Annotated in this window: 18 protein-coding genes; 9 read left to right on the top strand and 9 right to left on the bottom strand. The window is 53.1% G+C overall.

The features are described 5' to 3' along the window. Nucleotides 1–116: 116 nt before the first annotated feature. Nucleotides 117–1,013 carry a LysR family transcriptional regulator gene (locus tag Q3A88_RS10780; protein ID WP_010275135.1) on the bottom strand — a complete coding sequence of 299 codons (897 nt, stop codon included), beginning with the start codon at nucleotides 1,011–1,013 and terminating at the stop codon, nucleotides 117–119. A gap of 114 nt (nucleotides 1,014–1,127) precedes the next feature. On the opposite strand from Q3A88_RS10780, the gene Q3A88_RS10775 reads away from it, so the two are divergent. Both Q3A88_RS10775 and tus read left to right on the top strand, forming a co-directional pair. After that, on the top strand, nucleotides 1,128–2,396 hold the full coding sequence (locus Q3A88_RS10775; protein ID WP_110162890.1) for an MFS transporter: 1,269 nt from the start codon (nucleotides 1,128–1,130) through the stop codon (nucleotides 2,394–2,396). A gap of 167 nt (nucleotides 2,397–2,563) precedes the next feature. After that, entirely contained in the window at nucleotides 2,564–3,499 is a 936-nt protein-coding gene (gene tus / locus Q3A88_RS10770; protein WP_317177878.1) for a DNA replication terminus site-binding protein, read from the top strand. Nucleotides 3,500–3,562: 63 nt separating this feature from the next. Here the strand turns inward: tus and fumC are convergent, their stop codons facing one another. After that, nucleotides 3,563–4,960 carry a class II fumarate hydratase gene (fumC, locus tag Q3A88_RS10765; RefSeq protein WP_040035717.1) on the bottom strand — a complete coding sequence of 466 codons (1,398 nt, stop codon included), beginning with the start codon at nucleotides 4,958–4,960 and terminating at the stop codon, nucleotides 3,563–3,565. A gap of 238 nt (nucleotides 4,961–5,198) precedes the next feature. Between fumC and manA the strand changes: the two genes are divergently transcribed. The 4 genes from manA to add all read left to right on the top strand — a co-directional run bounded on the left by manA (nucleotide 5,199) and on the right by add (nucleotide 10,236). Further along, nucleotides 5,199–6,371: a mannose-6-phosphate isomerase gene (gene manA / locus Q3A88_RS10760; RefSeq protein WP_317177877.1), complete on the top strand. Its 1,173-nt coding sequence runs from the start codon at nucleotides 5,199–5,201 to the stop codon at nucleotides 6,369–6,371. Between the two features lie 88 nt (nucleotides 6,372–6,459). After that, nucleotides 6,460–8,019: a YdgA family protein gene (locus Q3A88_RS10755; protein ID WP_317177876.1), complete on the top strand. Its 1,560-nt coding sequence runs from the start codon at nucleotides 6,460–6,462 to the stop codon at nucleotides 8,017–8,019. 101 nt (nucleotides 8,020–8,120) lie between these two features. Then, nucleotides 8,121–9,098 carry an arsenic resistance protein gene (locus Q3A88_RS10750; RefSeq protein ID WP_317177875.1) on the top strand — a complete coding sequence of 326 codons (978 nt, stop codon included), beginning with the start codon at nucleotides 8,121–8,123 and terminating at the stop codon, nucleotides 9,096–9,098. A gap of 121 nt (nucleotides 9,099–9,219) precedes the next feature. Beyond that, on the top strand, nucleotides 9,220–10,236 hold the full coding sequence (add, locus tag Q3A88_RS10745) for an adenosine deaminase (protein ID WP_317177874.1): 1,017 nt from the start codon (nucleotides 9,220–9,222) through the stop codon (nucleotides 10,234–10,236). A gap of 79 nt (nucleotides 10,237–10,315) precedes the next feature. On the opposite strand, the gene Q3A88_RS10740 is transcribed toward add, so the two are convergent. The 7 genes from Q3A88_RS10740 to Q3A88_RS10710 all read right to left on the bottom strand — a co-directional run bounded on the left by Q3A88_RS10740 (nucleotide 10,316) and on the right by Q3A88_RS10710 (nucleotide 18,110). Continuing rightward, nucleotides 10,316–10,780 carry an SgcJ/EcaC family oxidoreductase gene (locus Q3A88_RS10740; protein WP_039286538.1) on the bottom strand — a complete coding sequence of 155 codons (465 nt, stop codon included), beginning with the start codon at nucleotides 10,778–10,780 and terminating at the stop codon, nucleotides 10,316–10,318. Between the two features lie 242 nt (nucleotides 10,781–11,022). Then, nucleotides 11,023–12,015, bottom strand: coding sequence for a bile acid:sodium symporter family protein (locus tag Q3A88_RS10735; RefSeq protein WP_233989307.1), 993 nt, complete (start codon nucleotides 12,013–12,015; stop codon nucleotides 11,023–11,025). 329 nt (nucleotides 12,016–12,344) lie between these two features. Continuing rightward, a complete protein-coding gene (locus tag Q3A88_RS10730; RefSeq protein WP_014915368.1) occupies nucleotides 12,345–13,391 on the bottom strand; it encodes an oxidoreductase in 1,047 nt (348 codons plus the stop codon). 114 nt (nucleotides 13,392–13,505) lie between these two features. Beyond that, a complete protein-coding gene (araC, locus tag Q3A88_RS10725; protein WP_010275170.1) occupies nucleotides 13,506–14,438 on the bottom strand; it encodes an arabinose operon transcriptional regulator AraC in 933 nt (310 codons plus the stop codon). 62 nt (nucleotides 14,439–14,500) lie between these two features. Beyond that, nucleotides 14,501–15,487 carry an L-arabinose ABC transporter permease AraH gene (gene araH, locus Q3A88_RS10720; RefSeq protein WP_233989306.1) on the bottom strand — a complete coding sequence of 329 codons (987 nt, stop codon included), beginning with the start codon at nucleotides 15,485–15,487 and terminating at the stop codon, nucleotides 14,501–14,503. 18 nt (nucleotides 15,488–15,505) lie between these two features. Then, nucleotides 15,506–17,029 carry an L-arabinose ABC transporter ATP-binding protein AraG gene (araG, locus tag Q3A88_RS10715; protein WP_014915366.1) on the bottom strand — a complete coding sequence of 508 codons (1,524 nt, stop codon included), beginning with the start codon at nucleotides 17,027–17,029 and terminating at the stop codon, nucleotides 15,506–15,508. 97 nt (nucleotides 17,030–17,126) lie between these two features. Continuing rightward, complete coding sequence (locus Q3A88_RS10710; RefSeq protein WP_014915365.1) at nucleotides 17,127–18,110, bottom strand: arabinose ABC transporter substrate-binding protein; 984 nt, start codon at nucleotides 18,108–18,110, stop codon at nucleotides 17,127–17,129. Nucleotides 18,111–18,482: 372 nt separating this feature from the next. On the opposite strand from Q3A88_RS10710, the gene Q3A88_RS10705 reads away from it, so the two are divergent. The 3 genes from Q3A88_RS10705 to ydgT all read left to right on the top strand — a co-directional run bounded on the left by Q3A88_RS10705 (nucleotide 18,483) and on the right by ydgT (nucleotide 22,216). Then, entirely contained in the window at nucleotides 18,483–20,168 is a 1,686-nt protein-coding gene (locus Q3A88_RS10705) for a ribulokinase (protein WP_317177873.1), read from the top strand. 37 nt (nucleotides 20,169–20,205) lie between these two features. Beyond that, nucleotides 20,206–21,711 carry an L-arabinose isomerase gene (araA, locus tag Q3A88_RS10700; protein WP_317177872.1) on the top strand — a complete coding sequence of 502 codons (1,506 nt, stop codon included), beginning with the start codon at nucleotides 20,206–20,208 and terminating at the stop codon, nucleotides 21,709–21,711. A 289-nt stretch (nucleotides 21,712–22,000) separates the two neighbouring features. Beyond that, nucleotides 22,001–22,216, top strand: a complete 216-nt coding sequence (gene ydgT, locus Q3A88_RS10695; protein ID WP_010275188.1) for a transcription modulator YdgT — start codon at nucleotides 22,001–22,003, stop codon at nucleotides 22,214–22,216. Nucleotides 22,217–22,410 lie beyond the last annotated feature (194 nt).

The raw sequence follows: 22,410 nt of genomic DNA, 5'->3' as shown, positions 1-22,410 counted from the left end.
ACGGCATGACTATTTTTCACGCTGCAAAATAAAAAAACTGCGGGTATGGTGGGGCTTTTCACTAAACTCGTCAAATATTTGATTCGTTATGTGATTTAGCGCGCATATTTTAACGATTATCCGCCCAGCATCAGCGACATCAGCACTTTCGCAGCAGCGCTTTGCGGCTGATGTCGTGCCGTCACCAGCCAGACTTCCGTTGTGGCGTCCTCTTCTTCCAGCAGCAAATATTTCACGCCATCGACCCGTATACGCAAAAATGACGCAGGCAAGATGGACACGCCCAATCCCGCGGATACCAGGCCGACGATGGTCATCGCCTCGCCCACTTCCTGCGTAATGTAGGGGCTGATGCCATAGCGTTTCAGCAGCGTCAGCGTATCGTCATACAGCGCTGTTCCAACCGCGCGCGAGAAGAAAACGAACGGCTCATTTGCCAGCTGTGTGATGTTGATTGCTCGCCCTGCGTCCTGCTGCGCTAACGGATGGGACTCCTGCACGACAGCGATCAGCGGTTCACGCAGCAGCAACTGATGATCCAGCGCGTCCGGTAACGGATTATTGCGCATAATGCCGATATCGAGCTTACCGTTCAGCAGCGGTTCAATTTGCTGCTTGGTATTAAGCTCCATCATCTGAATATGCACTTCCGGGTATGTTTGGCGAAAACGCAGCAGGCTGCTGGAGATCTTTTTGATAAACGGTGCGGACGAGGTAAAGCCGATCGTTAATTCCCCAATTTCACCGCGTTGAATGCGGGACGCCCGTTCCGCCGCCTGATCAACCTGACTGATAATCGACCAGGCCTCTTTCAGGAACATCTCGCCTGCTGGCGTGAGCTGGACATTCCGGTTGTTGCGCGCCAACAATTTCGCCCCCACCTGCTCCTCCAGAATCTGAATCTGTTGGCTTAGTGGCGGTTGTGAAATGCGTAATCGTTCTGCGGCTCGGCCAAAATGCAGCTCTTCCGCGACCGCAATAAAATAGCGAAGGTGGCGTAGCTCGATATTCATACTTTAAACATATCAATCATGATTATTAATATATTATACAAAATAATATCACTCTTCTATGATCCTCTCATTGTTGTTTTACGCCTGATTTACCCTTTCCGGTAAGGAATTATTGTGAGTAACCTGCCATCTTCTGCATCGAACGAGTGGCCTATTTCTACGGTCGACGATGCGGATGATATTGCCCCGAAACATTCCGGTAAAACGCCTTATATCACGCGTGGTACGCCACAATTTATGCGTGTCACGCTGGCGCTGTTTTCTGCCGGGTTAGCAACGTTTGCCCTGCTGTATTGTGTTCAGCCACTGCTGCCGGTGCTCTCTCAAGATTTCGGTATTTCTCCGGCGACCAGCAGTCTGTCGCTTTCCGTTTCAACAGTGATGCTGGCGTTTGGGCTGCTGTTTACCGGACCACTCTCTGACACCATCGGTCGTAAGAATGTGATGGTCGTGTCCTTGATGCTGGCCGCGATCTGTACCGTGATTTGCGCATTTATGACCAGTTGGAACGGCGTATTGGTCATGCGAGCCATGATGGGTCTGTCGCTAAGCGGCGTCGCGGCCGTCGCCATGAGCTACCTGAGTGAAGAAATTCACCCCAGCGTGCTGGCGTTCTCGATGGGGTTATATATCAGCGGTAACTCCATTGGCGGCATGAGCGGACGTTTGGTCAGTGGGGTCTTAACGGACTATTTCCCGTGGCGAGTCGCCATCGGTACGATCGGCGTACTGGCGCTCATTGCCGCGATAACATTCTGGCGTATTCTGCCCGACTCACGCCATTTCCGACCCGGCTCGCTGCGTCCAAAAACGCTGCTGCTGAATAGCAAACTGCACTGGCGCGATGCGGGCTTGCCGCTGCTGTTCCTTGAGGGATTTTTGCTGATGGGCGCGTTCGTTACCCTGTTTAACTACATTGGGTATCGGTTGCTGGCTCCCCCTTATTTACTCAGTCAGGCGGTGGTTGGCTTACTCTCCGTGGTTTATCTCACCGGAAGTTACAGCTCACCAAAAGCCGGAGCATTAACGGCCCGCTACGGACGCGGCCCGGTGCTAAGCATTGCGATCCTCCTGATGTTAGTGGGACTGGGAATGACGGCACTGAGCCCGCTCTTCGCGATTTTTGGCGGGATGATGCTCTTTACTGCCGGTTTCTTCGCCGCCCACTCGGTAGCCAGCAGTTGGATTGGCCAACGGGCGCGGCGCGCGAAAGGTCAGGCGTCATCCATGTATCTCTTTTCTTACTACCTGGGTTCCAGTCTGGCCGGTACGCTGGGGGGATTCTTCTGGCATTCATTCGGCTGGATGGGGATCACCGCGTTCCTGAGCACCCTGTTACTTCTCGCGCTGGTAGTGAGCCTGATACTCAAGCATCGCCTTTAAACGCCTTTCTTACCGGAGTTTGCCTGAATCAGGTAAACTCCGCGCTGTTTCCACACTCTCCCTCTATGCCCTGTCAAACCTGCTTGAAATAATACTGATCACGATTGCTGAAGTGTCCATTTATCAGTATAAATGGTAAGTATGTTGTAACTAAAGTGAATTTTACTATGAACCGCTATACGCTCATCGATCGCATGAACCACTGCTTCCAGACGTTAGAGAAGAAACTTGCGCTGATGCAGCAACAGTTTGCCGAGTATCGGCTTCTGGCTGGGCGCGTCTATTCCCTTCCCCATGTGGAAAAAGGAACGGAGCACGATCCTATCGAGCATATCGCTGTCACGCAGTACGTTGGACAAGAGGCGCGTGATAAAGGGCTAGTGCATTTTCAGCGACTGTTCATTCACCACTACCCGGAAACGCTCAGCAGTAAAAGCGCTATACGCTTGCCGGGCGCACTCTGCTTTTCCGTCAATGCCGCGCAATATCAGCAGGCACAGTGGCTCATTGCGGAAATTAACGCACTGAAAAAAGAGCTGGAGCAGATTATTACCGTCGAATCTGGGCTAGAGCCGGAACAGCGTTTTGAGTTCGTCCACACGCATTTGAAAGGATTGATCACGCTTAGCGCTTACCGTTCGTTGACGCTCATAACGAACCCGGCATCAGTTCGTTTTGGCTGGGCGAATAAGCATGTCATCAAAAATATGACGCGTGTGGAGCTGCTGGAGAAACTCACCAAGAGCCTGAATGCGGCAAAGCATACGACGCCGTATACCAAAGCACAGTGGATTGAACATATCGAGCAGGAAATTGACGCAGTCTTGTCGCTGCCGGAAGACGCCATTTTGAAAATTAAACGCCCGGTCAAAGTCCAGCCTATCGCCCGCGTGTGGTATCCCGAACAGCAAAAACAGGTTCAGCATCCCTGCCCGTCTCCCCTGCTTGTACTTTGTCAGCAGGAATCCGGCGGCGAGATCCCCATTATCGGTGAACTCAATCCTTATGACGCCAATAACATCAAGCATAAACACAAACCGAAAGCGGCCGAACTTCGCCTGCTCATTCCGCGTTTGCACCTGTATACCGACGCACCGGAATGAAAAAGAAAAAGCCTGCGGATAAACACCGGCAGGCTATAGGATAAAACACTAACTATCGTGCCATTACTTTTTCAGGCTACCGACCATATCTTCCGGTCGAACCCACTCATCAAACTGTGCTTCGGTTAGGTAGTTCAGTTTGAGCGCGGCCGCCTTCAGCGTCAGCCCTTCTTTGTGCGCTTTTTTGGCAATTTCTGCCGCTTTGTCATAGCCAATGTGCGTGTTCAGCGCCGTCACCAGCATCAGCGATTCGTTCAGCAATTGATTGATGCGATCGCGATTCGGTTCGATCCCCACCGCACAGTGCTCATCGAAGCTCTTCATGCCATCAGCCAGCAGACGAATCGATTGCAGGAAGTTATGAATCACCATAGGACGATACACGTTCAGCTCAAAATTACCGGATGCCCCGCCGATATTTACCGCGACATCATTGCCCATCACCTGGCAGCACAGCATCGTCAGCGCTTCACACTGAGTCGGGTTGACCTTGCCTGGCATGATGGAGCTGCCCGGCTCGTTCTCAGGAATGCTCAGTTCGCCGATACCACAGCGCGGGCCGGACGCCAGCCAGCGCACATCGTTAGCAATCTTCATTAACGATGCCGCCAGCCCCTTCAAGGCACCGTGCCCGTGAACCAACGCATCACAGGTCGCCAGCGCTTCGAATTTATTCGGCGAGGTCACAAACGGTTGACCGGTCAGTTTCGCCAGTTCTGCTGCCACGCGCACCGCGTATTCGGGATGCGTGTTTAGCCCTGTTCCGACCGCAGTACCGCCCAGCGCCAGCTCACAAATGTGCGGCACGCTGTTTTCGATATGCTTCAGATTATGCTGCAACATCGCGGCCCAGCCGGAGATTTCCTGCCCCAGCGTCAACGGCGTGGCATCCTGTAAATGCGTACGGCCGATCTTGACGATATCCTTAAACTGCTCCGCCTTGGACGCCAGCGTGGCGTGTAGCGCTTTCAATTCAGGAATCAGGTGTTCGTTGATCGCGACAACAGCGGCGACATGCATCGCCGTCGGGAAGACGTCGTTGGAACTCTGACTTTTGTTGACATCATCATTCGGATGAACCAGACGATTGTTGCCCCGCTCTCCCCCCAGCAGTTCACTGGCGCGGTTAGCCAACACCTCGTTCATATTCATATTGCTTTGCGTGCCAGACCCCGTCTGCCAGATCGCTAGCGGGAATTCCCCGGCATGCTGGCCAGCCAGCACTTCGTCTGCCGCCTGAATAATCGCATTTCCCCGATCGGCAGGCAGAAGCGTGAGATCCATGTTGACGCGGGCTGCCGCGCGCTTGGTTTGCGCTAGCGCATAAATCAGCGCGCGGGGCATTTTCTCTTCAGAAATACGGAAGTGTTCCAGCGATCGCTGTGTCTGTGCGCCCCATAACCGTTCAGCAGGCACATCAATCGGTCCCATTGAGTCTTTTTCACTACGCGTCGTGCTCATTACCTTTCCTCCTTAAACACACATTCAAATAGTAGAAGACATCGAATCACATCGCTGGGCCTATTCTGATAACACTCACTGGCCTTATCACGCTTATTGGTCGACTAACACTGTCTGGCATCGCGCTACATAAAACATTACCATGAAGCGAAGAAGATGCAGTGTATTCATAATCACTCAAGTAATTAACAGCCAGCATCACAGAAATTAACAATTAATGTAATAGCAGGGAGCCGACATGCAAAAAATGCTCAATTGCGTCCAGCACTACGCCTGGGGCAGCAAACACGCCTTAACTGAGCTATATGGCATTGATAACCCTAACGATTTACCGATGGCGGAACTTTGGATGGGTGCCCATCCTAAAAACAGTTCGGCGATTATTGATGAAAAAGGCAACACCCGCAGCCTGCGAGACGTGATTGCTGAAGACTCGACTACCCATCTTGGCGCAACGATCGCACAACGTTTTGGCGAATTGCCCTTTTTGTTTAAGGTATTGTGCGCGGAACAGCCACTTTCCATTCAGGTTCACCCCAGTAAATCGTCGGCAGAACAAGGCTTTGCGAAAGAGAATGCAGCGAGTATCCCGCTCGATGCGGCCGAAAGAAACTACAAAGATGCCAATCACAAACCGGAATTGGTCTACGCATTAACGCCCTTTCAGGCCATGAATGGGTTCCGAGAATTATCTGAAATTGTACAGTTGCTGGAGCCAGTTGCCAGCGCACATCCGTCCATCTCCGCGTTTTTACAACAGCCCGATGCGAAGAATCTCGCCATGCTCTTCACCAACCTGCTGAGTATGGAAGGTGAGCAAAAATCGCGGGCGCTCGGCGTCTTGAAGGCCGCGCTAAATAGTCAAAATGACGAACCGTGGGCGACCATCCGCGCGATCACACAATACTATTCCGACGACAGCGGATTGTTCTCCCCGCTGCTGCTGAACGTCATTACGCTGCAACCCGGCGAAGCCATGTTCCTGTTTGCGCAAACGCCGCATGCTTATCTGAAAGGCGTGGCATTAGAAGTCATGGCGAACTCAGACAACGTGCTGCGCGCTGGGCTAACACCGAAATATATTGATATTCCAGAACTGCTGGATAATGTCGTGTTTGAAGCCAAACCTGCAAACCAGTTGCTGACGACACCACACCGACAGGGTAACGAACTCAGCTTCCCGATTCCTGTTGAGGATTTTGCTTTTTCGCTGCACGAACTGAGCCAGAGCCCGCAGACGCTCAGCCAGAATAGTGCCGCCATTGTATTTTGTATTGACGGTCACGCCGTCCTGCAAAAAAATGAGCAGCGGCTCTCGCTACGTCCGGGAGAATCCTGCTTCATTTCCGCCAGTGAATCACCGATAACGGTTGAGGGACAGGGGCGTCTCGCTCGCGTATTTAACCGATAACTTGTTCCATACGCTGCGGTTACCTACGGGTAAGTTGCCAGCGTTTCGCGTTGAAAACGCGCATTTTTTTACTAAAGGATGAATAAAAATGAAGAAGTCGTTAGTCGCCGTAGGCGTTATTGTTGCTCTGGGTGCCGTCTGGACCGGCGCATCCTGGTACACCGGCAAGCAGATGGCTCAGCAAATTGATGGCTTTACCGATACGCTGAATACCAAACTCAAGCAAGCCTACCCGAATGCTGGCCTGAAAGTCGTCTATCGCGACTATAAGGGCGGCGTATTCAGCAGCACGCTATCCTATGTGCTGCAAGCGGATGGTTCGATAGGCACAGCAGAAGGCGCGAAGATCCTTGCGCCCGGTGAAGAGCTCGTCTTCAACGAAACCGTGTCTCACGGGCCATTCCCGCTGGCACAGCTTAAGAAGTTCAACCTCGTCCCTGCAATGGCGTCTGTCCATACCGAGTTGGCCAACACACCCGCCGTCAAAGCCTGGTTTGAGCTGACGAAAGATAAGCCGTTCTTTACGGCCGAAACTCGCGTCGCTTACAGCGGTGATACGCAGTCACTCGTTACGCTGGCCCCTATCGACCATCAGTCGCCAGAACAGAAATTTTCCTTCAGCGGCGCGGAAGCCTTGGTGGATATTGGGCACGATCTGCGCAGCAGCAAGCTGGATACCACCATCAGCAGCGTGAAGATGGAAAGAAAAAATGCCTGGGGCCAAACAGAGAACGTCGATCTCACCGATTTCTCGATCAAGGGAACCAATCAAAAAGGTAAATTCGATCTTGATTTAGGCGATGGCAACCTGTCCTTTAAAACGATGACGTTTACTGTAGAAGGCGGAGAACCGGTTACCTTAAACGACTTCTCTTTGCAAAGCAGCGCAACGGAAGATGACAAAAATCTGGCAGGCAAACTGGCCGTGACGCTGGGCTCGTTAGTTATCGGCGACCGCAACCTGGGATCAGGCAACGTGAATATGTCTATCTCACAGCTTGACGGTGCAGGTACCAAACAGTTCGTCACCGCCTATCAGGAAAAAATGCAGAAACTGTTGCAGGATCCAGCCGTAACGGATCCCGATACTTATCAGCACGAAGTCGCCATGTCGGTTCTGCAATACCTGCCGCAGCTGTTGAAAGGCAACCCAAGCATTGCTATTTCACCGATCAGTTGGAAAAACAGCAAAGGTGAAGGCACGTTCACGCTGGCGCTGGATTTAACCGATCCGTTGCAGAGCACGGATAAAGCGAACGATGCCACCCTGTCAGATGAAGAAAAAATCATTCGTCAGTCGGTGAAAAAACTCGATGCCAAGCTCAATGTACCGCTGGATATGCTGGCAGAATTAATGGTGCAGGCGGGGCCGAAACCGGCCAACGATGAAGAGCAAAAGCAGGCGACAGAAATGGCGCAGCAGCAAGCGAAGATGATGGCGGGCATCGGCCAGATGAATCAGTTGAGCGTCACGAAAGACAACGCGATTACCAGCTCGCTGCACTATGCTGATGGCCAAATTGATTTCAACGGCAACAAAATATCGCTAGCCGATTTCATCGCGCCGTATTTCTCCGTTCCAACGGAAGAAGGTGAAGAGTCTCTGCCTGGTGCACAGGAAGAACCCGTAACACCACCGGCGCAGTAAGCCAACACATCGTAATATTAGGTGCTAAAACACACGGTGGCCGCATTTGCAGCCGCCGTTTTTTCTGCCCTACACTTTCTGCTTCATATTGAGATGACACCATGCCCGCGTTGAAAACCTTCATGGAAGCCCATCAGGCCGCGATCTATTTTGTTGCCGTGATAGCGGCAGTGGCAACCGCCTTGGTGCTGCCGGGAACGGAGCAACTGGATATCGCGATTAATCCGGCGCTGGCGCTGATGCTGTTTGTCACGTTCCTGCAAGTGCCGCTGACCACGATCGGAAAGAGCCTCACTCAGGTCAGATTCATCGGCGCGTTGCTTGCTGCCAACTTCATCGTGATTCCTTTACTGGTCGCGGCGCTGTTGCCCTTTCTCCCCGCCGAACCGCTGGTGAAGCTAGGCATTATATTGGTGCTACTCGCCCCCTGTATTGACTACGTGGTGACATTCGCACATCTGGGACGCGCAGATGCCGCCCGCCTGTTGGCCGCCACGCCTATTTTATTGATACTGCAAATGTTGGCGCTGCCCTTCTACCTGACGTTATTTCTCGGTCAGGACGCCTCTGGACTTATCGTCTTCGCGCCCTTTATCGATGCGTTTATCTGGTTGATTGCCGTGCCTTTAGCGCTGGCCGCGCTTCTGCAATGGCTAGCGGTGCGACAGCGCACGATGGCAACATTTTCGGATGCATTGAGCTATCTTCCCGTTCCGGCTACCGCTCTGGTGCTATTTATCGTCGTTGCGGCGGTCATTCCTCAACTGCGCACCACCTGGGCGTCGGTATTACTCGCGGTGCCATTTTATGTGCTCTTCGCGCTGCTGGCACCGCTGCTCGGCTGGTTCACTAGCCAACTGTTCCGGTTGGATTCGGCGGGCGGGCGCGCCGTGGCCTTTAGCGCCAGCACGAGAAATTCTCTGGTTATTCTACCGCTGGCGTTAGCAATACCCGGCGCTCTGCCGCTACTTCCGGCCGCAATCGTCAGCCAAACGTTAGTAGAATTACTCAGCGAGCTCATTTATATCCGAGCTATTCCTAAGTTGAACGCTCGTGCTACGGGTCAGGAAAAGCAGTAACAGGTTGTTTTTGCTTAATGATTGTTCAGAACAGGTGAGTTTTGGCGCTAACTGTTGGCTATTTACCTCGATTTCTTTTTATACTTTGTCGTATGAAAAACAGTAATCAGACAATAACATTATGATTGATTCACTCCTGCCGTTGACGGATATCCACCGCCATTTAGATGGTAATATCCGCGCCCAGACTATTCTGGATCTAGGTCACCAGTACAATATCGCGTTACCCGCCAGCGATCTTGACGCGCTCCGTCCTCACGTTCAGGTCACCAAAAACGAACCTGACTTACTGAGTTTTTTACAAAAGCTCGACTGGGGCGTGGCCGTACTTGGTTCACTGGATGCCTGCCGCCGCGTGGCTTACGAGAACGTTGAAGATGCCGTGAAAGCCGGGCTGGATTACGCAGAACTGCGCTTCTCTCCCTACTATATGGCGATGAATCATAAACTGCCGATTGCTGGCGTTGTTGAATCGGTGATCGACGGCATTACCGCAGGCTGCCGTGATTTCGATACCGATATCCGTCTGATTGGCATCATGAGTCGGACATTCGGCACCGAGGCCTGCCAGCAAGAATTGGACGCCCTGCTGTCCCAGCGCGATCGCATCGTCGCGCTCGATCTGGCCGGTGATGAATTGGGTTACCCTGGTGCGCAGTTTACTTCTCATTTCCGACAAGCCCGCGATGCTGGCTGGCGCATTACGGTTCACGCGGGTGAAGCGGCCGGGCCGGAGAGTATTTGGCAGGCGATTAACCATCTGGGTGCAGAGCGCATCGGGCATGGCGTAACCGCGATTATCGATCCGCGTCTAATGACGCACATGGCGGAGCATGGCATCGGCATCGAATCCTGTCTGACCTCTAACATTCAAACCAGCACCGTGGAATCACTGGATAAACATCCGCTGATCCACTTCCTGCGTTATGAAATCCCCGCCACCATCAACACGGACGATCCTGCGGTTCAGGGCATAGAGATCCGTCACGAATATGAGGTCGCGGCCCCACTTGCTGGCCTGACGGCGGTAGAAACCCGCAAAGCACAGGAAAACGGCCTGAATATTGCGTTTATCAGCGAGCAGGAAAAGCAGCTGTTGCGTGAAAAGGTTCTGCGTAAACGTGGTGCAACCCAGTAGTTTGGGTCAGCCGCTCACGAAAAACGGCTAACTTTCGTTAGCCGTTTGACACAAGTTTATTACCGATAAATTACAGAGATCAACTGGCCGGGTTTGCCGAGGAATGGTGTGAACTGATCACCCACTTCTTCAGTTTCGCGTCCCAGAGGTAGGTGTAAGTGTAACGCGCTTTCGCTACGCTACCGTCACCGAACGTGAAGGTGTAGGTTCCGGTATCGACAGCGTCATTACAACCGATGCGGATCGTGCTGGTATCAATCTTACCAACCGGCTTTTTCTCCAGGAAATGTTCGAAGTAATCAATACGCTCTGCGTCAGTCGTACGCGGCTTATCGGACAGCGTTGGCAGGAGCACGGCATCCGACGCATAGTTTCTATTCACCTTCTTCGCATCCCCTGTTTGCAGCGATGCGTTCCAACGGTCAAATAACGACGCAATTTCTTTTTTGCTGGTTTTCACACATTCCATACTCTGCGCAGCCTGCACAGATGCGGAAGCCAACGTCCCTAACATCGCTAAAGTTAACACCGTTTTTTTAAACATATTTCCCTCGTTCTCAAATAATAATTATCATCAACTGTGTCTTGCTCTATCGACAATTCCTCTCGATGAGCGACTATTGTTATAACGTAACGCAACAAAAAAGTAACACCGCAATGAAACTATCACTGTAATAGATTATTTCTTGTATTTCCGTGTAGTTACAGTGCTTGTTACAAATGACAACGCCCTCGGCCTGTGTAAGACCGAGGGCGTTTTGCATGATACGAGGGACCGATAATCGCTTACTGACGAAGCGTATCCTGTTCCTTGTTTATCCGCTTGGCATAGCGCTGAGCCAGCGCAGCGCAGACCATCAGTTGGATTTGGTGGAAAATCATTAGCGGCAGCACCATCGCACCGACAGCGGCGGCAGGAAATAGCACGTTTGCCATCGGGATCCCATTCGCCAGGCTCTTCTTCGAACCGCAGAATACGATGGTGATTTCATCGGCGGTATTAAAGCCCATCTTCCGGGCAACCAGCGTATTCACCACCAGCACAATCGCTAGCAGCACGATCGAACAACCGACGACGGCCAGCAATGACCAGACGTTGATCTGTCCCCAAATCCCCTGCACAACCGCCTCGCTGAAAGCGACATACACCACCAGAAGAATTGATGACCGGTCAGTAATATTAATTAGCTTACGGTTACGCTCAACCCACTTGGCAATCAACGGGCGAGACAGATGGCCAATCACGAAAGGCACCATTAACTGCATGATAATAGAGCCAATAGCGTGCAGCGTATCCGTTTCTCCCCCTTGCGTGTGCATCAGCAAACCGACCAGAATCGGCGAGAGAAACACACCCAAAATACTGGATGCCGAGGCGCTACAAATCGCCGCGGCGACGTTACCACCAGCCATTGAGGTATAAGCAATCGCCGACTGCACTGTCGCTGGCAGCGCACACAGATAGAGGAAACCCAGATACAAGGTCGGCGTCAGCACCACTGGCGACAGCAGACTCATACCGATTCCCAGCAGCGGGAATAGAATAAACGTGCTGGCAAACACCACCAGATGCAAACGCCAGTGCCCCATACCCGCACTAATCGCTTCACGCGATAGCTTCGCGCCGTGCATAAAGAACAGCAGAGCAATCGCCGCCGTGGTCAGGCGCTCAAAGAAAACCTTCACGGAGCCTTCAGCAGGAAGAACCGACGCCGTCACCACCACCAAAATCAGAACCAATAAGAATTTATCAATGCGTAACCGTTGTAACCACCCCATGCCCGACACCTTTCCCCTAGCCTGTTATCCGCCGAATGAACACTCTAACAAGACGGGCGATCCGAGGATCGCCCAAAGTTATCTATGACTAAATGTGAATCTAGAAATCTGAGTCGATAAATCTGTTTACAGACAGAAAACGGTGGTAATGCGATAAAGGCATCAGAAGCGCCTTCCGAACATCGTAAATCGAGCGTGAAAGACGCATGTACTGCATTTTTACCCTCGACCATTATCACCGTTCGATTGATTTTCTCAGCAGTCTAGCGCGATCCTAAGATCGCCTGTTTAAACAAACCATTAACTATCTGGAATAAAACGCGGTAAATCTAGCTATTTTTCACCGTGACGGCTTTTTTCTGCTCGTGGGAAAGCAGCCCGAGCTCGATCAGTTCCATCACCTGAATCGCCTGATGCACGCTGACGGGGTTTTCGCCTTTACCCGTCAGCGCATCGCGCACTGCCGCGTAGTAAGCCGGATAATTACCCGGAATCGTGGCGATCGTTTGCTCCGCCGTGATGCCATCGCGAGACAGCGTCAGCACGCCATCGTGCTTATCCTGACCCCAGTCGGCCAGCGGTGGACGTTCACCCGCTTTCAGGCGATCTTCCTGTGGGTCAAGACCGTATTTTACAAAGCTGCCGCGTGTGCCATGCACGATATAGCGGGCAGACGCCGCCGCCACCAGCATGCTGGCGTGCAGGACAACCCGGCGTTGTGGGTAAATCAGCGTCGCGTGGAAATAATCGATTGCCTTACTGCCAGGTCTCAACCGTGCCATATCTACCTGAATCGCCACCGGCAAGCCAAACAGCTCCAGCGCCTGATCCAGCAAGTGTGGCCCAAGATCGTACCAAATACCGCTGCCTTCGCTGCCGTCTTCACGCCAGCGCTGGCGAACCTCGGGGCGGAAGCGATCGAAATGCGATTCCATATACACCACATTTCCTAACGTTCCCGCCGCCAGCAGCTGTTTCAGCGTCAGAAAATCGCTGTCCCAACGGCGGTTATGGAAAACAGAAAGCATTTTTCCGACACGGTCGGCTATAGCGCCCAAGTCGTATGCTTGTGACAACGTCACCGTAAACGGTTTATCGACAACGACATGCTTGCCCGCTTCCAGCGCCTGTTTTGCCAGCGGGAAGTGCGTGTCATTGGGGGTAGGAATAACAATGAGGTCAATATCGGGATCGTTAAATAACGCCTGAGGGTCTTTCTCTACTCGCAGATTTGCCCAATCTGCATGCACTTTTTCAGCACTGCTGCTGGACACGGCCACCAGCTCCATACCCGTCGTACCTGCAATCAACGGCGCGTGGAATGTCTTACTGGCATAGCCATAGCCCAGCAGCCCAACACGAACGGTCTCACTCATGACGATTCCCCTTAGCTTATTTTGACTTTGTGATTTCTCACTCAGTATATACCCGTCATCCGCCAGATTGCAGAGAGGGATAACAGCCAGGGGAATCTGTCACATTTCGGAACGTTAGCCGCTCACGGCGCTGGGCATCCGCTCTCCCCACGCCACGGGCAGCGTTTTGGCTGCCGGATAGTTGATTTCACTGCTGCGGCGACGGAAATCGCTGGGGCTGACGCCGACCCGCTTACGGAACACGCGTGAGAAATACAGCTGATCGTCATACCCCACCACGCGACCGATGTTGGCGATAGATTCCTGCGTCGTCTGCAATAACAGTTTGGCGCGAATCACACGCTGATCTTCACGCCAGCGCAAAATATTAATGCCCACCTGTTCACGGAACAGATGCGCCAACCGCGACGGTGACAGGCAAACGTGCCGCGCAACTTCGTCAATACGCAGTTCTCCAGCCAGATTGCTGGTAATAAACTGGCAGGCTTCTATCACACGCGGATCCATGATTTTCTGCGGGCTCTGTGGATCTTCTTCCATCGCGCGGAGCAGCAGTCGCTCCAGCAGATTCATACCCAGTTCTTCCGAAAAACGACGCCCGGAACGCTGCGTCTGTTCGATATTGGCAAACAGCCTGTCAAATTCCAGCAGCAGTTGGTTATTCGGCAGGCTCATGCGACCAATGCCGCTGCTTTTGGTATGCCATTCCAGCCAATCCGCCCAGTAGGCGCGCGGGCGAAAATAGACCCAGCGGTGATACCAGCAGTCGCTGCTCGGCGAACGGCCATAAAAATGCTTCGATTTCGGCGGGAACAACAGTAGGTCACCGGGATTACAGAAAAAGGTCTCATCGCCATCAAAGACCTGACCCTGTCCTTTCATGGTGAGGTTAATGATGTAGCCTTTCATCCCATCAGGACGATCGATAAAGAAGTCGAGCGGCCCTTCTGCCAGAATCGGCGTCAGGCCAGCCACAAGATAAGCGTTGAACGAATATCCCGGCAGCAGCGGATTAGGCTGAGATTCATGCGCCATACGGTGATACATCGAGCCTCCGGTACACGCGAATAAGAGAGAAAGCGGCAGGCTCTTACCTGCCGCACGGGCATTTATACCGTTTTCTTCGCCAGCTGTTTGTAGCGGTCGAAGATAACCGCCGCCAGCAGAATCAGGCCGCGCACCACATACTGGGCAAACGGAGAGATGTTCAGCAGGTTCATCGCGTTCTCCACCGTCCCCAAAATCAGCACGCCGGCCACCACGTAAGAAATTTTACCGATCCCGCCTTTCAGTGACACGCCGCCCAGCACACAGGCAGAAATCACGATCAGCTCATACCCGATGGAGGTCATCGGCTGGCCGCTGGTCATACGCGATGCCAAAATGATCCCTGCCGCCGCCGATACCAGACCGGACAAGGCGAAAATGATGATTTTGGTACGTACAACCGGCACCCCGGCCAGACGCGCTGCTTCTTCATTACCGCCAATCGCCAGCGTATTGCGGCCAAAGGTGGTTTTATTCAGCAGCAAACCAAACAGAATCATGCAACCGATGGTGATCCAGATTGGCGCAGGCAAGCCCAGCCAGTTGGCATAGCCCAGTTCGAAGAAACGCTCATCTTCAATCCCTACCGCTTTACCATCGGAAATGATGTACGCCAGACCGCGCGCAATCTGCATCGTCGCCAGCGTGGTGATCAGCGCGTTAATCTTTAAACGAGCAATCACGAAACCGTTGAGCAAACCGAACGCCACGCCCAGCAGCAGCCCGGCACTGACACCGATCCACAGGCTTTCACTGATATTGATCACCACCGCCGTCGCCACACCGGCACAGGCGATGATTGACGCGACCGACAGGTCAAAGTCACCGGAAGCCAGACAGAACAGCATCCCACAGGCCACCATACCGGACATGGAGATCGCCAGCCCCAGCCCTTTCATATTGATAAATGAGGCGAAATTCGGGACAAAAATCGCACAGCCAATAAACAGCACGGCAAACACCACCAGCATGCCGTAGTTATCCCAAATGCGGGACAATCCCATACCGTTTTTCTTCTTTTCTGAGGTTGTAGACGTAACCGTTGACATTATTTTGCTCCTTCGCGGTCAGGCAACCGCAGATTCGATATCGGGGGTTCGTAACATAGCCAGACTGAGCACCTTCTGCTCTGTGGCATCGGTATGCAGCAGTTCGCCAGAGACGGCACCTTCGCGCATGACGATAATCCGGTCGGCCAGCCCAAGCACTTCTGGTAAATCGCTGGAGGCAAACAGCACCGCGATCCCCTGATTCGCCAGTTCATAGATGACATGATAAATTTCGTGCTTCGCGCCGACGTCGATACCGCGCGTAGGTTCATCGAGCAAAATGACCTTCATCTCTTCGGACAGCCAGCGACCAAGAATGGCTTTCTGTTGGTTTCCCCCGGAAAGATTCATAATCAGCTGTTCATCGGACGGCGTTTTGATGTTCAACGCCGCAATGCGCTTCGAGGCGTTATCCGCTTCCCACTGATTATTAATAATAAAACCGGCTTTCAGGCTCTTACGCCTTGCGCTGATATTGATGTTGTCGCGTACCGAGTGCACCGGAATGATGCCGTCTGCCTTGCGATCTTCCGGGCAGAGCATCACGCCCTGACGAATCGCATCAATGGGAGAATTCACCACCAGCGGTTTGCCATCCAGCAGCACCTGACCACTGGTGATTTTGGTCGCGCCAAACAACCCTTTCATCAGTTCGCTGCGACCAGCCCCCACCAGACCAAATAGCCCGACAATTTCCCCCTGCTTCACGTTCAGGGAAACCGTGGATTTCACGCCCGGCGCTTTTACGTCTTTCAGCGTCAGACGTTCTTCGCCGTGCGGACGCGGTGTATAGCCATAGATATCCCCCAGGTTACGCCCTACCATCGCCTGTACCAGCGACTCATGGTTCACCTGCTGCATATCGTCAAACGTACGCACGTAGCGGCCATCTTTAAACACGGTAATGGCATCGCTCAGCGCAAAAATTTCTTCCATCCGGTGCGAAACGTACAAAATGACCCGGCCTTCACTGCGCAATTCCGTAATCACGCGGAAAAGCTGCTCGATTTCACGGGCAGATAGCGAACTGGTCGGCTCATCAAAAGCAATAATCTTGGCGTTACGGGCCAGCGCCTTGGCGATTTCCACCATCTGCCACTGCCCGATAGAGAGGTATTTCAGCGGGGTATCAGGATCGATATCCAGTCCCAAATGCTGCAACTGAAGTTTGGCTTCATAGCGCAGCAGCGAATAGTTCACCATGCCGTATTTATGCGGCAGTTGGCCTAAGTAGATGTTCTCGGCGACCGTCATTTCCGGCACCAGATGCAGTTCCTGATAAATGATGGCAACGCCCGCATTCAGGGCATCCATCGTGTTATTGAACTGCACAGGTTTACCCTGAATATGGATCTCGCCCGCTGACGGTGAATAGTTACCGCTCAGGATCTTTAACAGCGTCGACTTGCCCGCCCCGTTTTCCCCCATCAATGCATGGATCTGGCCGGCATGGCAGGAAAAACTGATATCCGAAAGCGCCTTAACACCGGGAAATTCTTTACCAATCCCATGAAACGACAAATAGGGTGACTGTGCTGTCATGTCTGTTTCCTCATAACGATGCAGGGTCAAAAGCGGATAACCTCGACCAGCGTCATGCTGACCGGCGTTATCCGCGTCTTTACGAAATCAGGCGTGATTACATCAGGCCTTTTTTCTCCAGTTCGACCTTAAAGTTGTCACGAGTGATCAGCACCACGTCGGTCACTTCGGTGAATTTCTCCGGCTCAACGCCTTTGGTCACCCAGTCATTCAGCATCTGGATACTCTTGTAACCGTGGATATCCGGGCTCGGCAGCAGTGAACCATAGAAGCCCGTTGCCTGACCTTTAGACAGCTCGCTCACCGCATCCACGCCGTTGATACCGATACCAATGACGTTTTCAGCTTTAAAGCCCTGACCTTCCGTTGCACGCACGCCACCCAGCACGGTGTTGTCGTTCATGCCGATAATCAGCCAGTTTTTCACGCCCGGATGCTGAACCAGCATGGAGTTAGCGGCGTCAAATGCACCGGGGATATCGTTAGATTTGGTTGGCACTTTGTAGATCTGTTTTTCCGGGAACCCTGCGGTTTTCAGCGCGTCCATGGAGCCAGTCGTGCGGCGACGTGCGGTATCCAGCTCATCAGCGGTAATCGCCATCACGGCGGTTTCCTCTACTTTCCAGCCGCGTTTGGTCATCTCTTTATACAATTCCTGCCCCTGACGCTCGCCAATTTTGGTGGCCGCCATCATCACCAACGGCACGGTATCCATCGGTTGACCTTTGGCATTCACGAACTGGTCATCAACCGCGATCACTTTCAGATCGTAGCTGCGTGCTTTCGCCATAATGGCTGGCCCCAACTTCGGATCCGGCGTACAGATAACGAAGCCTTTCGCTCCACTGGCTGCCAGACTGTCGATCGCGTTCAGGGTCTTTTCACCATCGGGAACCGCAATTTTTATCACATCAAAACCAAGGTCTTTTCCTGCTTTATCAGCGAACTTCCATTCCGTCTGGAACCACGGTTCTTCCGGTTGTTTAACCAGAAAGCCCAGCTTTAAGTTCTCTGCCATAGCTGATTGTGACATAACAGCAGCCAACCCGATTGCTGCCAGCGCCTTAGTGAATTTATGCATGATGTTCTCCGGTGTAATTATCTTTTCATTCGTCAGCAACGCTGAAACGAGTTCGAGTTCCTGGTAGGGTATTTCCGGTCTGGATAAAGGAAAAACACAGACTTAGCACGATTCCTTTACTCAGTAGCATTCAGACGCTTTATGTTTTAGTCGTTATTTCCGGTAAGAATGTAGAGCTTTATCACAGTCCGGAACAATGACAGGTTTGTGCATACATTTAGCGAATTTAACCAATCATTAACCTTTGACCCGCTTCACAAAATGGCTGCGGGCGACAGAAAAATACATACTTCCAGCTAACCGCTCCTCACCGCCTCTCGTTATCCCTGCCATCGTAAACACCAACGATCTGGGATTAATGAGGAGCAAAGCATGAGTGCGGGCGCTATTACGATTGGTCTCGACTTCGGCAGTGATTCGGTACGCGCCTTAGCCGTTGACTGCCAAAGCGGGCAAGAGCTGGAAACAGAAGTGGTCTACTACCCCCGCTGGCGCGCGGGGAAATATTGTCAGCCTGCCAACAACCAGTTCCGACATCATCCACTGGACTATATTGAATCACTGGAACAGGCGGTTAAGGTCGTCGTTTCACGCCTGACCAACGAACAGCGGCAGAACATCATCGGTATTGGCGTGGATTCCACCGGGTCAACCCCCGCACCGATTGATGAGCAAGGTCAGATCCTCGCCCTACGCCCCGAGTTTGCCGACAACCCCAATGCCATGTTCGTGCTGTGGAAAGACCACACCGCAATAGAAGAAGCGGAAGCCATCAACGCGCTGTGCCGGAGCGGCCAATTCCCGGATTACACCCGCTACATCGGCGGCGTTTATTCGTCTGAGTGGTTCTGGGCCAAAATCCTGCATGTCTCCCGCGCCGATGCGGCGGTGCGTCAGGCCGCCGTTTCCTGGATCGAACTGTGCGACTGGGTGCCCGCCCTACTTTCCGGTACGCAGGCACCTGCCGATATTCGCCGCGGACGGTGCAGCGCCGGGCACAAATCACTCTGGCACCCGAGCTGGGGTGGACTGCCACCGAAAGACTTCCTGCACGCGCTCGATCCCTGCCTGACGGAGACATTACAGTATCCACTGTTTACCGATACCTGGACCGCCGAACAGCCGGTCGGCACTATCACCGCCGAGTGGGCGCAGCGGCTCGGCATCCCCGAAACGGTCATCCTCTCGGGCGGTGCGTTTGACTGCCACGTCGGCACCGTCGGCGCAGGCGCACAGCCGTATACGCTGGTCAAAGTGATTGGCACGTCCACCTGCGACATTCTGATCGCCGACGACGCACGCATTGCCGATCGTACCATCGCGGGTATCTGCGGGCAGGTCGACGGCAGCGTGGTTCCCGGCTATATCGGCCTCGAAGCCGGGCAGTCCGCCTTCGGCGACATGTACGCCTGGTTCGGGCGACTGCTGGGCTGGTCGTTACAGGAAACAGCGAAAGATCATCCTGAACTCAAAACGTCATTACAGGCGATGGAAGGCAAACTGCTGGAGCGACTCACGCACAGGTGGGCGGAGAACCCGACGCTGGATCACCTGCCTGTCGTGCTGGACTGGTTCAACGGCCGCAGAACGCCATTCGCCAATCAGCGCCTGAAAGGCGTGATTACCGATCTCAATCTGGGCACCGATGCCCCTACGCTGTTCGGCGGTTTCATTGCTGCCACGGCCTTTGGCGCGCGCGCGATTATGGAATGCTTTGAAGATCAGGGCGTTCCCGTCGAGAACGTGCTGGCGCTGGGCGGCATCGCACGGAAATCCCCCATCATCATGCAGGTGTGTACCGACGTGATGAATCGTCCCTTGCAGATCGTCGCTTCCGATCAGTGCTGTGCGCTCGGCGCGGCGATCTTTGCCGCTGTCGCCGCTGGCGTTCACGGCGATATCCCAACGGCGCAGCAGCATATGGCCAGCGGCATAGAACGCACGTTAATGCCGGACAGCCAGCGCGTCGCCCGTTATCAGCAGCTTTATGAGCGCTATCAGCAGTGGTGCCGCCTCGCGGAACCCGCCTATAGCCCAACGTCTACGGCAAAAAACTAATTTTTATCCCTCTGGGGATCACGTTACAGGAGTCATCATGGATCATTTTAAGCAGCTTGAAGTCTGGTTCGTCATCGGTAGCCAACACCTCTACGGGCCAGAAACGTTACGTCAGGTAAAAGAGAACGCGGAAAAAGTCGTCGCCGGATTGAATCAACAGGCCAACCTGCCCGTTAAGCTGGTACTGAAACCGCTGGTGAAAACGCCGGACGAAATTCTGGCACTGTGTCGCGATGCCAACTATCAGGATAACTGTATCGGCCTGCTGACCTGGCTGCATACCTTCTCTCCGGCCAAAATGTGGATTGGCGGCCTGAGCGTACTCAGTAAACCCCTGCTGCAATTCCACACCCAGTTCAATGCCGAAGTACCGTGGGACACCATGGACATGGACTTCATGAACCTGAACCAAACCGCGCACGGTGGACGTGAATTTGGCTTCATCGGCGCCCGGATGCGGCAGGCGCATCAGGTTGTCGTCGGCCACTGGCAGGATAAGAACGCCCATGCCCGTATCGGCAAATGGATGCGGGTTGCCGCCGCCATTCAGGAAAGCAAACAGCTGAAGGTTGCGCGCTTTGGTGACAACATGCGTGAAGTCGCCGTCACCGAAGGCGATAAAGTCGGCGCGCAGATCCAATTCGGCTACTCCGTCAGCGCCTGGGGTCTGGGCGATTTAACCGCCGTGGTCGATGCCGTATCCAAAGGCGATATCGATGCACTGGTCGACGAGTACGAAGCCAGCTACCAGTTAACAGACGCGGTGAAACTCAACGGTGCGAACCGTCAGAACCTGCTGGATGCGGCACAGATTGAACTCGGGATGAAACGCTTTCTGGAGCAAGGCGGCTATCACGCGTTCACCACCGATTTTGAAAACCTGTACGGTTTGAAACAGCTACCGGGGCTGGCGGTGCAGCGTCTGATGCAGCAAGGCTACGGCTTCGGTGGCGAAGGCGACTGGAAAACCGCCGCGCTGCTGCGCATTATGAAAGTGATGGCCGGCGGGTTGTCGGGCGGGACGTCCTTCATGGAGGACTACACCTATAACTTCCAGAACGGTAACGATCTGGTCGTCGGCTCCCACATGCTGGAAGTGTGCCCGACGATTGCGAAAGAACAGAAACCGATTCTGGATGCGCAATACCTTGGTATTGGCGGCAAAGCCGACCCTGCCCGTTTGATTTTCTCCACGCCGGCTGGGCCGTCCCTCAACGCCAGTGTGATCGATATGGGCGACCGTTTCAGAATGCTGGTTAATCTGGTCGATACCATCGAACAGCCGCGTCCACTGCCGAAACTGCCGGTTGCCCGTGCCATCTGGAAAGCCCAACCGTCGCTGGAAGTGGCGGCCGAAGCCTGGATTCTGGCTGGCGGTGCACACCACACAGTCTTTAGTCAGGCGTTGGATCTCGAACACATGCGGCTCTACGCCGAGATGCAGAACATTGAACTGTTGGTGATCGACAACGAAACCCGACTCCACGAATTCAAAGATGCGCTGCGCTGGAACGAGGTGTACTACAAACTTTGTAGCCGCTAAGTCCGATCTCAGGGGCTGGTTGTCTATGGATACGTGTCCGTGAACAATCTGCCCCTTTATCGGTACTCTTTATCTATAAGCCTTTTCCATCTTACGCTCTGATTTTCCATCGCCCTGTCGCCCGACATTGTCCGAAACGCCATAACCTTTTTCTGTCAATCCATTATTTTTCATTTTCATTTGTTTGTTGTTGAAAAATAAGCGTACTTTATTACACCGCCCTCTAGACAGGCCTTCTTGCTTGAATATACTTAGTCATCTCAACCACATAACTATTAGACCAATCACCATGACCGTTCATGACTATTTGCTCAAATTCAGGAAAGTCAGCTCAACAGAAAGTCTGGAAAAACTCTTTGATCACCTCAATTATTCTCTGACAGACAGTCAGGAAATCATCAACATGTATCGTGCCGCGGACCATCGGCGGGCTGAGTTGGCATCCGGCGGGCGCTTGTTCGATCTCGGCTGCGTGCCAAAATCCGTCTGGCATCACGTTCTGTAGTTGTTAGCAACAAAAAGAATAATTATGCAATAATTTCCTTCCGGGATATTACGCAGAACGCTCAGCTCGTTACTGTATAATAGCCCGGCGCTTCTGTTATTAAGCGACTCTGACCTTCCGCCCCTTGAAGGGAACGGCGATAACCCTACTTTGGGTATGTTGTCGAAAACCCAACAATGCCTGATAATAGTCCG

Source organism: Pectobacterium sp. HCp5_1 (assembly GCF_032905925.1).
In the GTDB taxonomy this organism is placed as follows: domain Bacteria; phylum Pseudomonadota; class Gammaproteobacteria; order Enterobacterales; family Enterobacteriaceae; genus Pectobacterium; species Pectobacterium brasiliense_A.
This window is presented reverse-complemented; position numbering and strand designations above follow the sequence as displayed.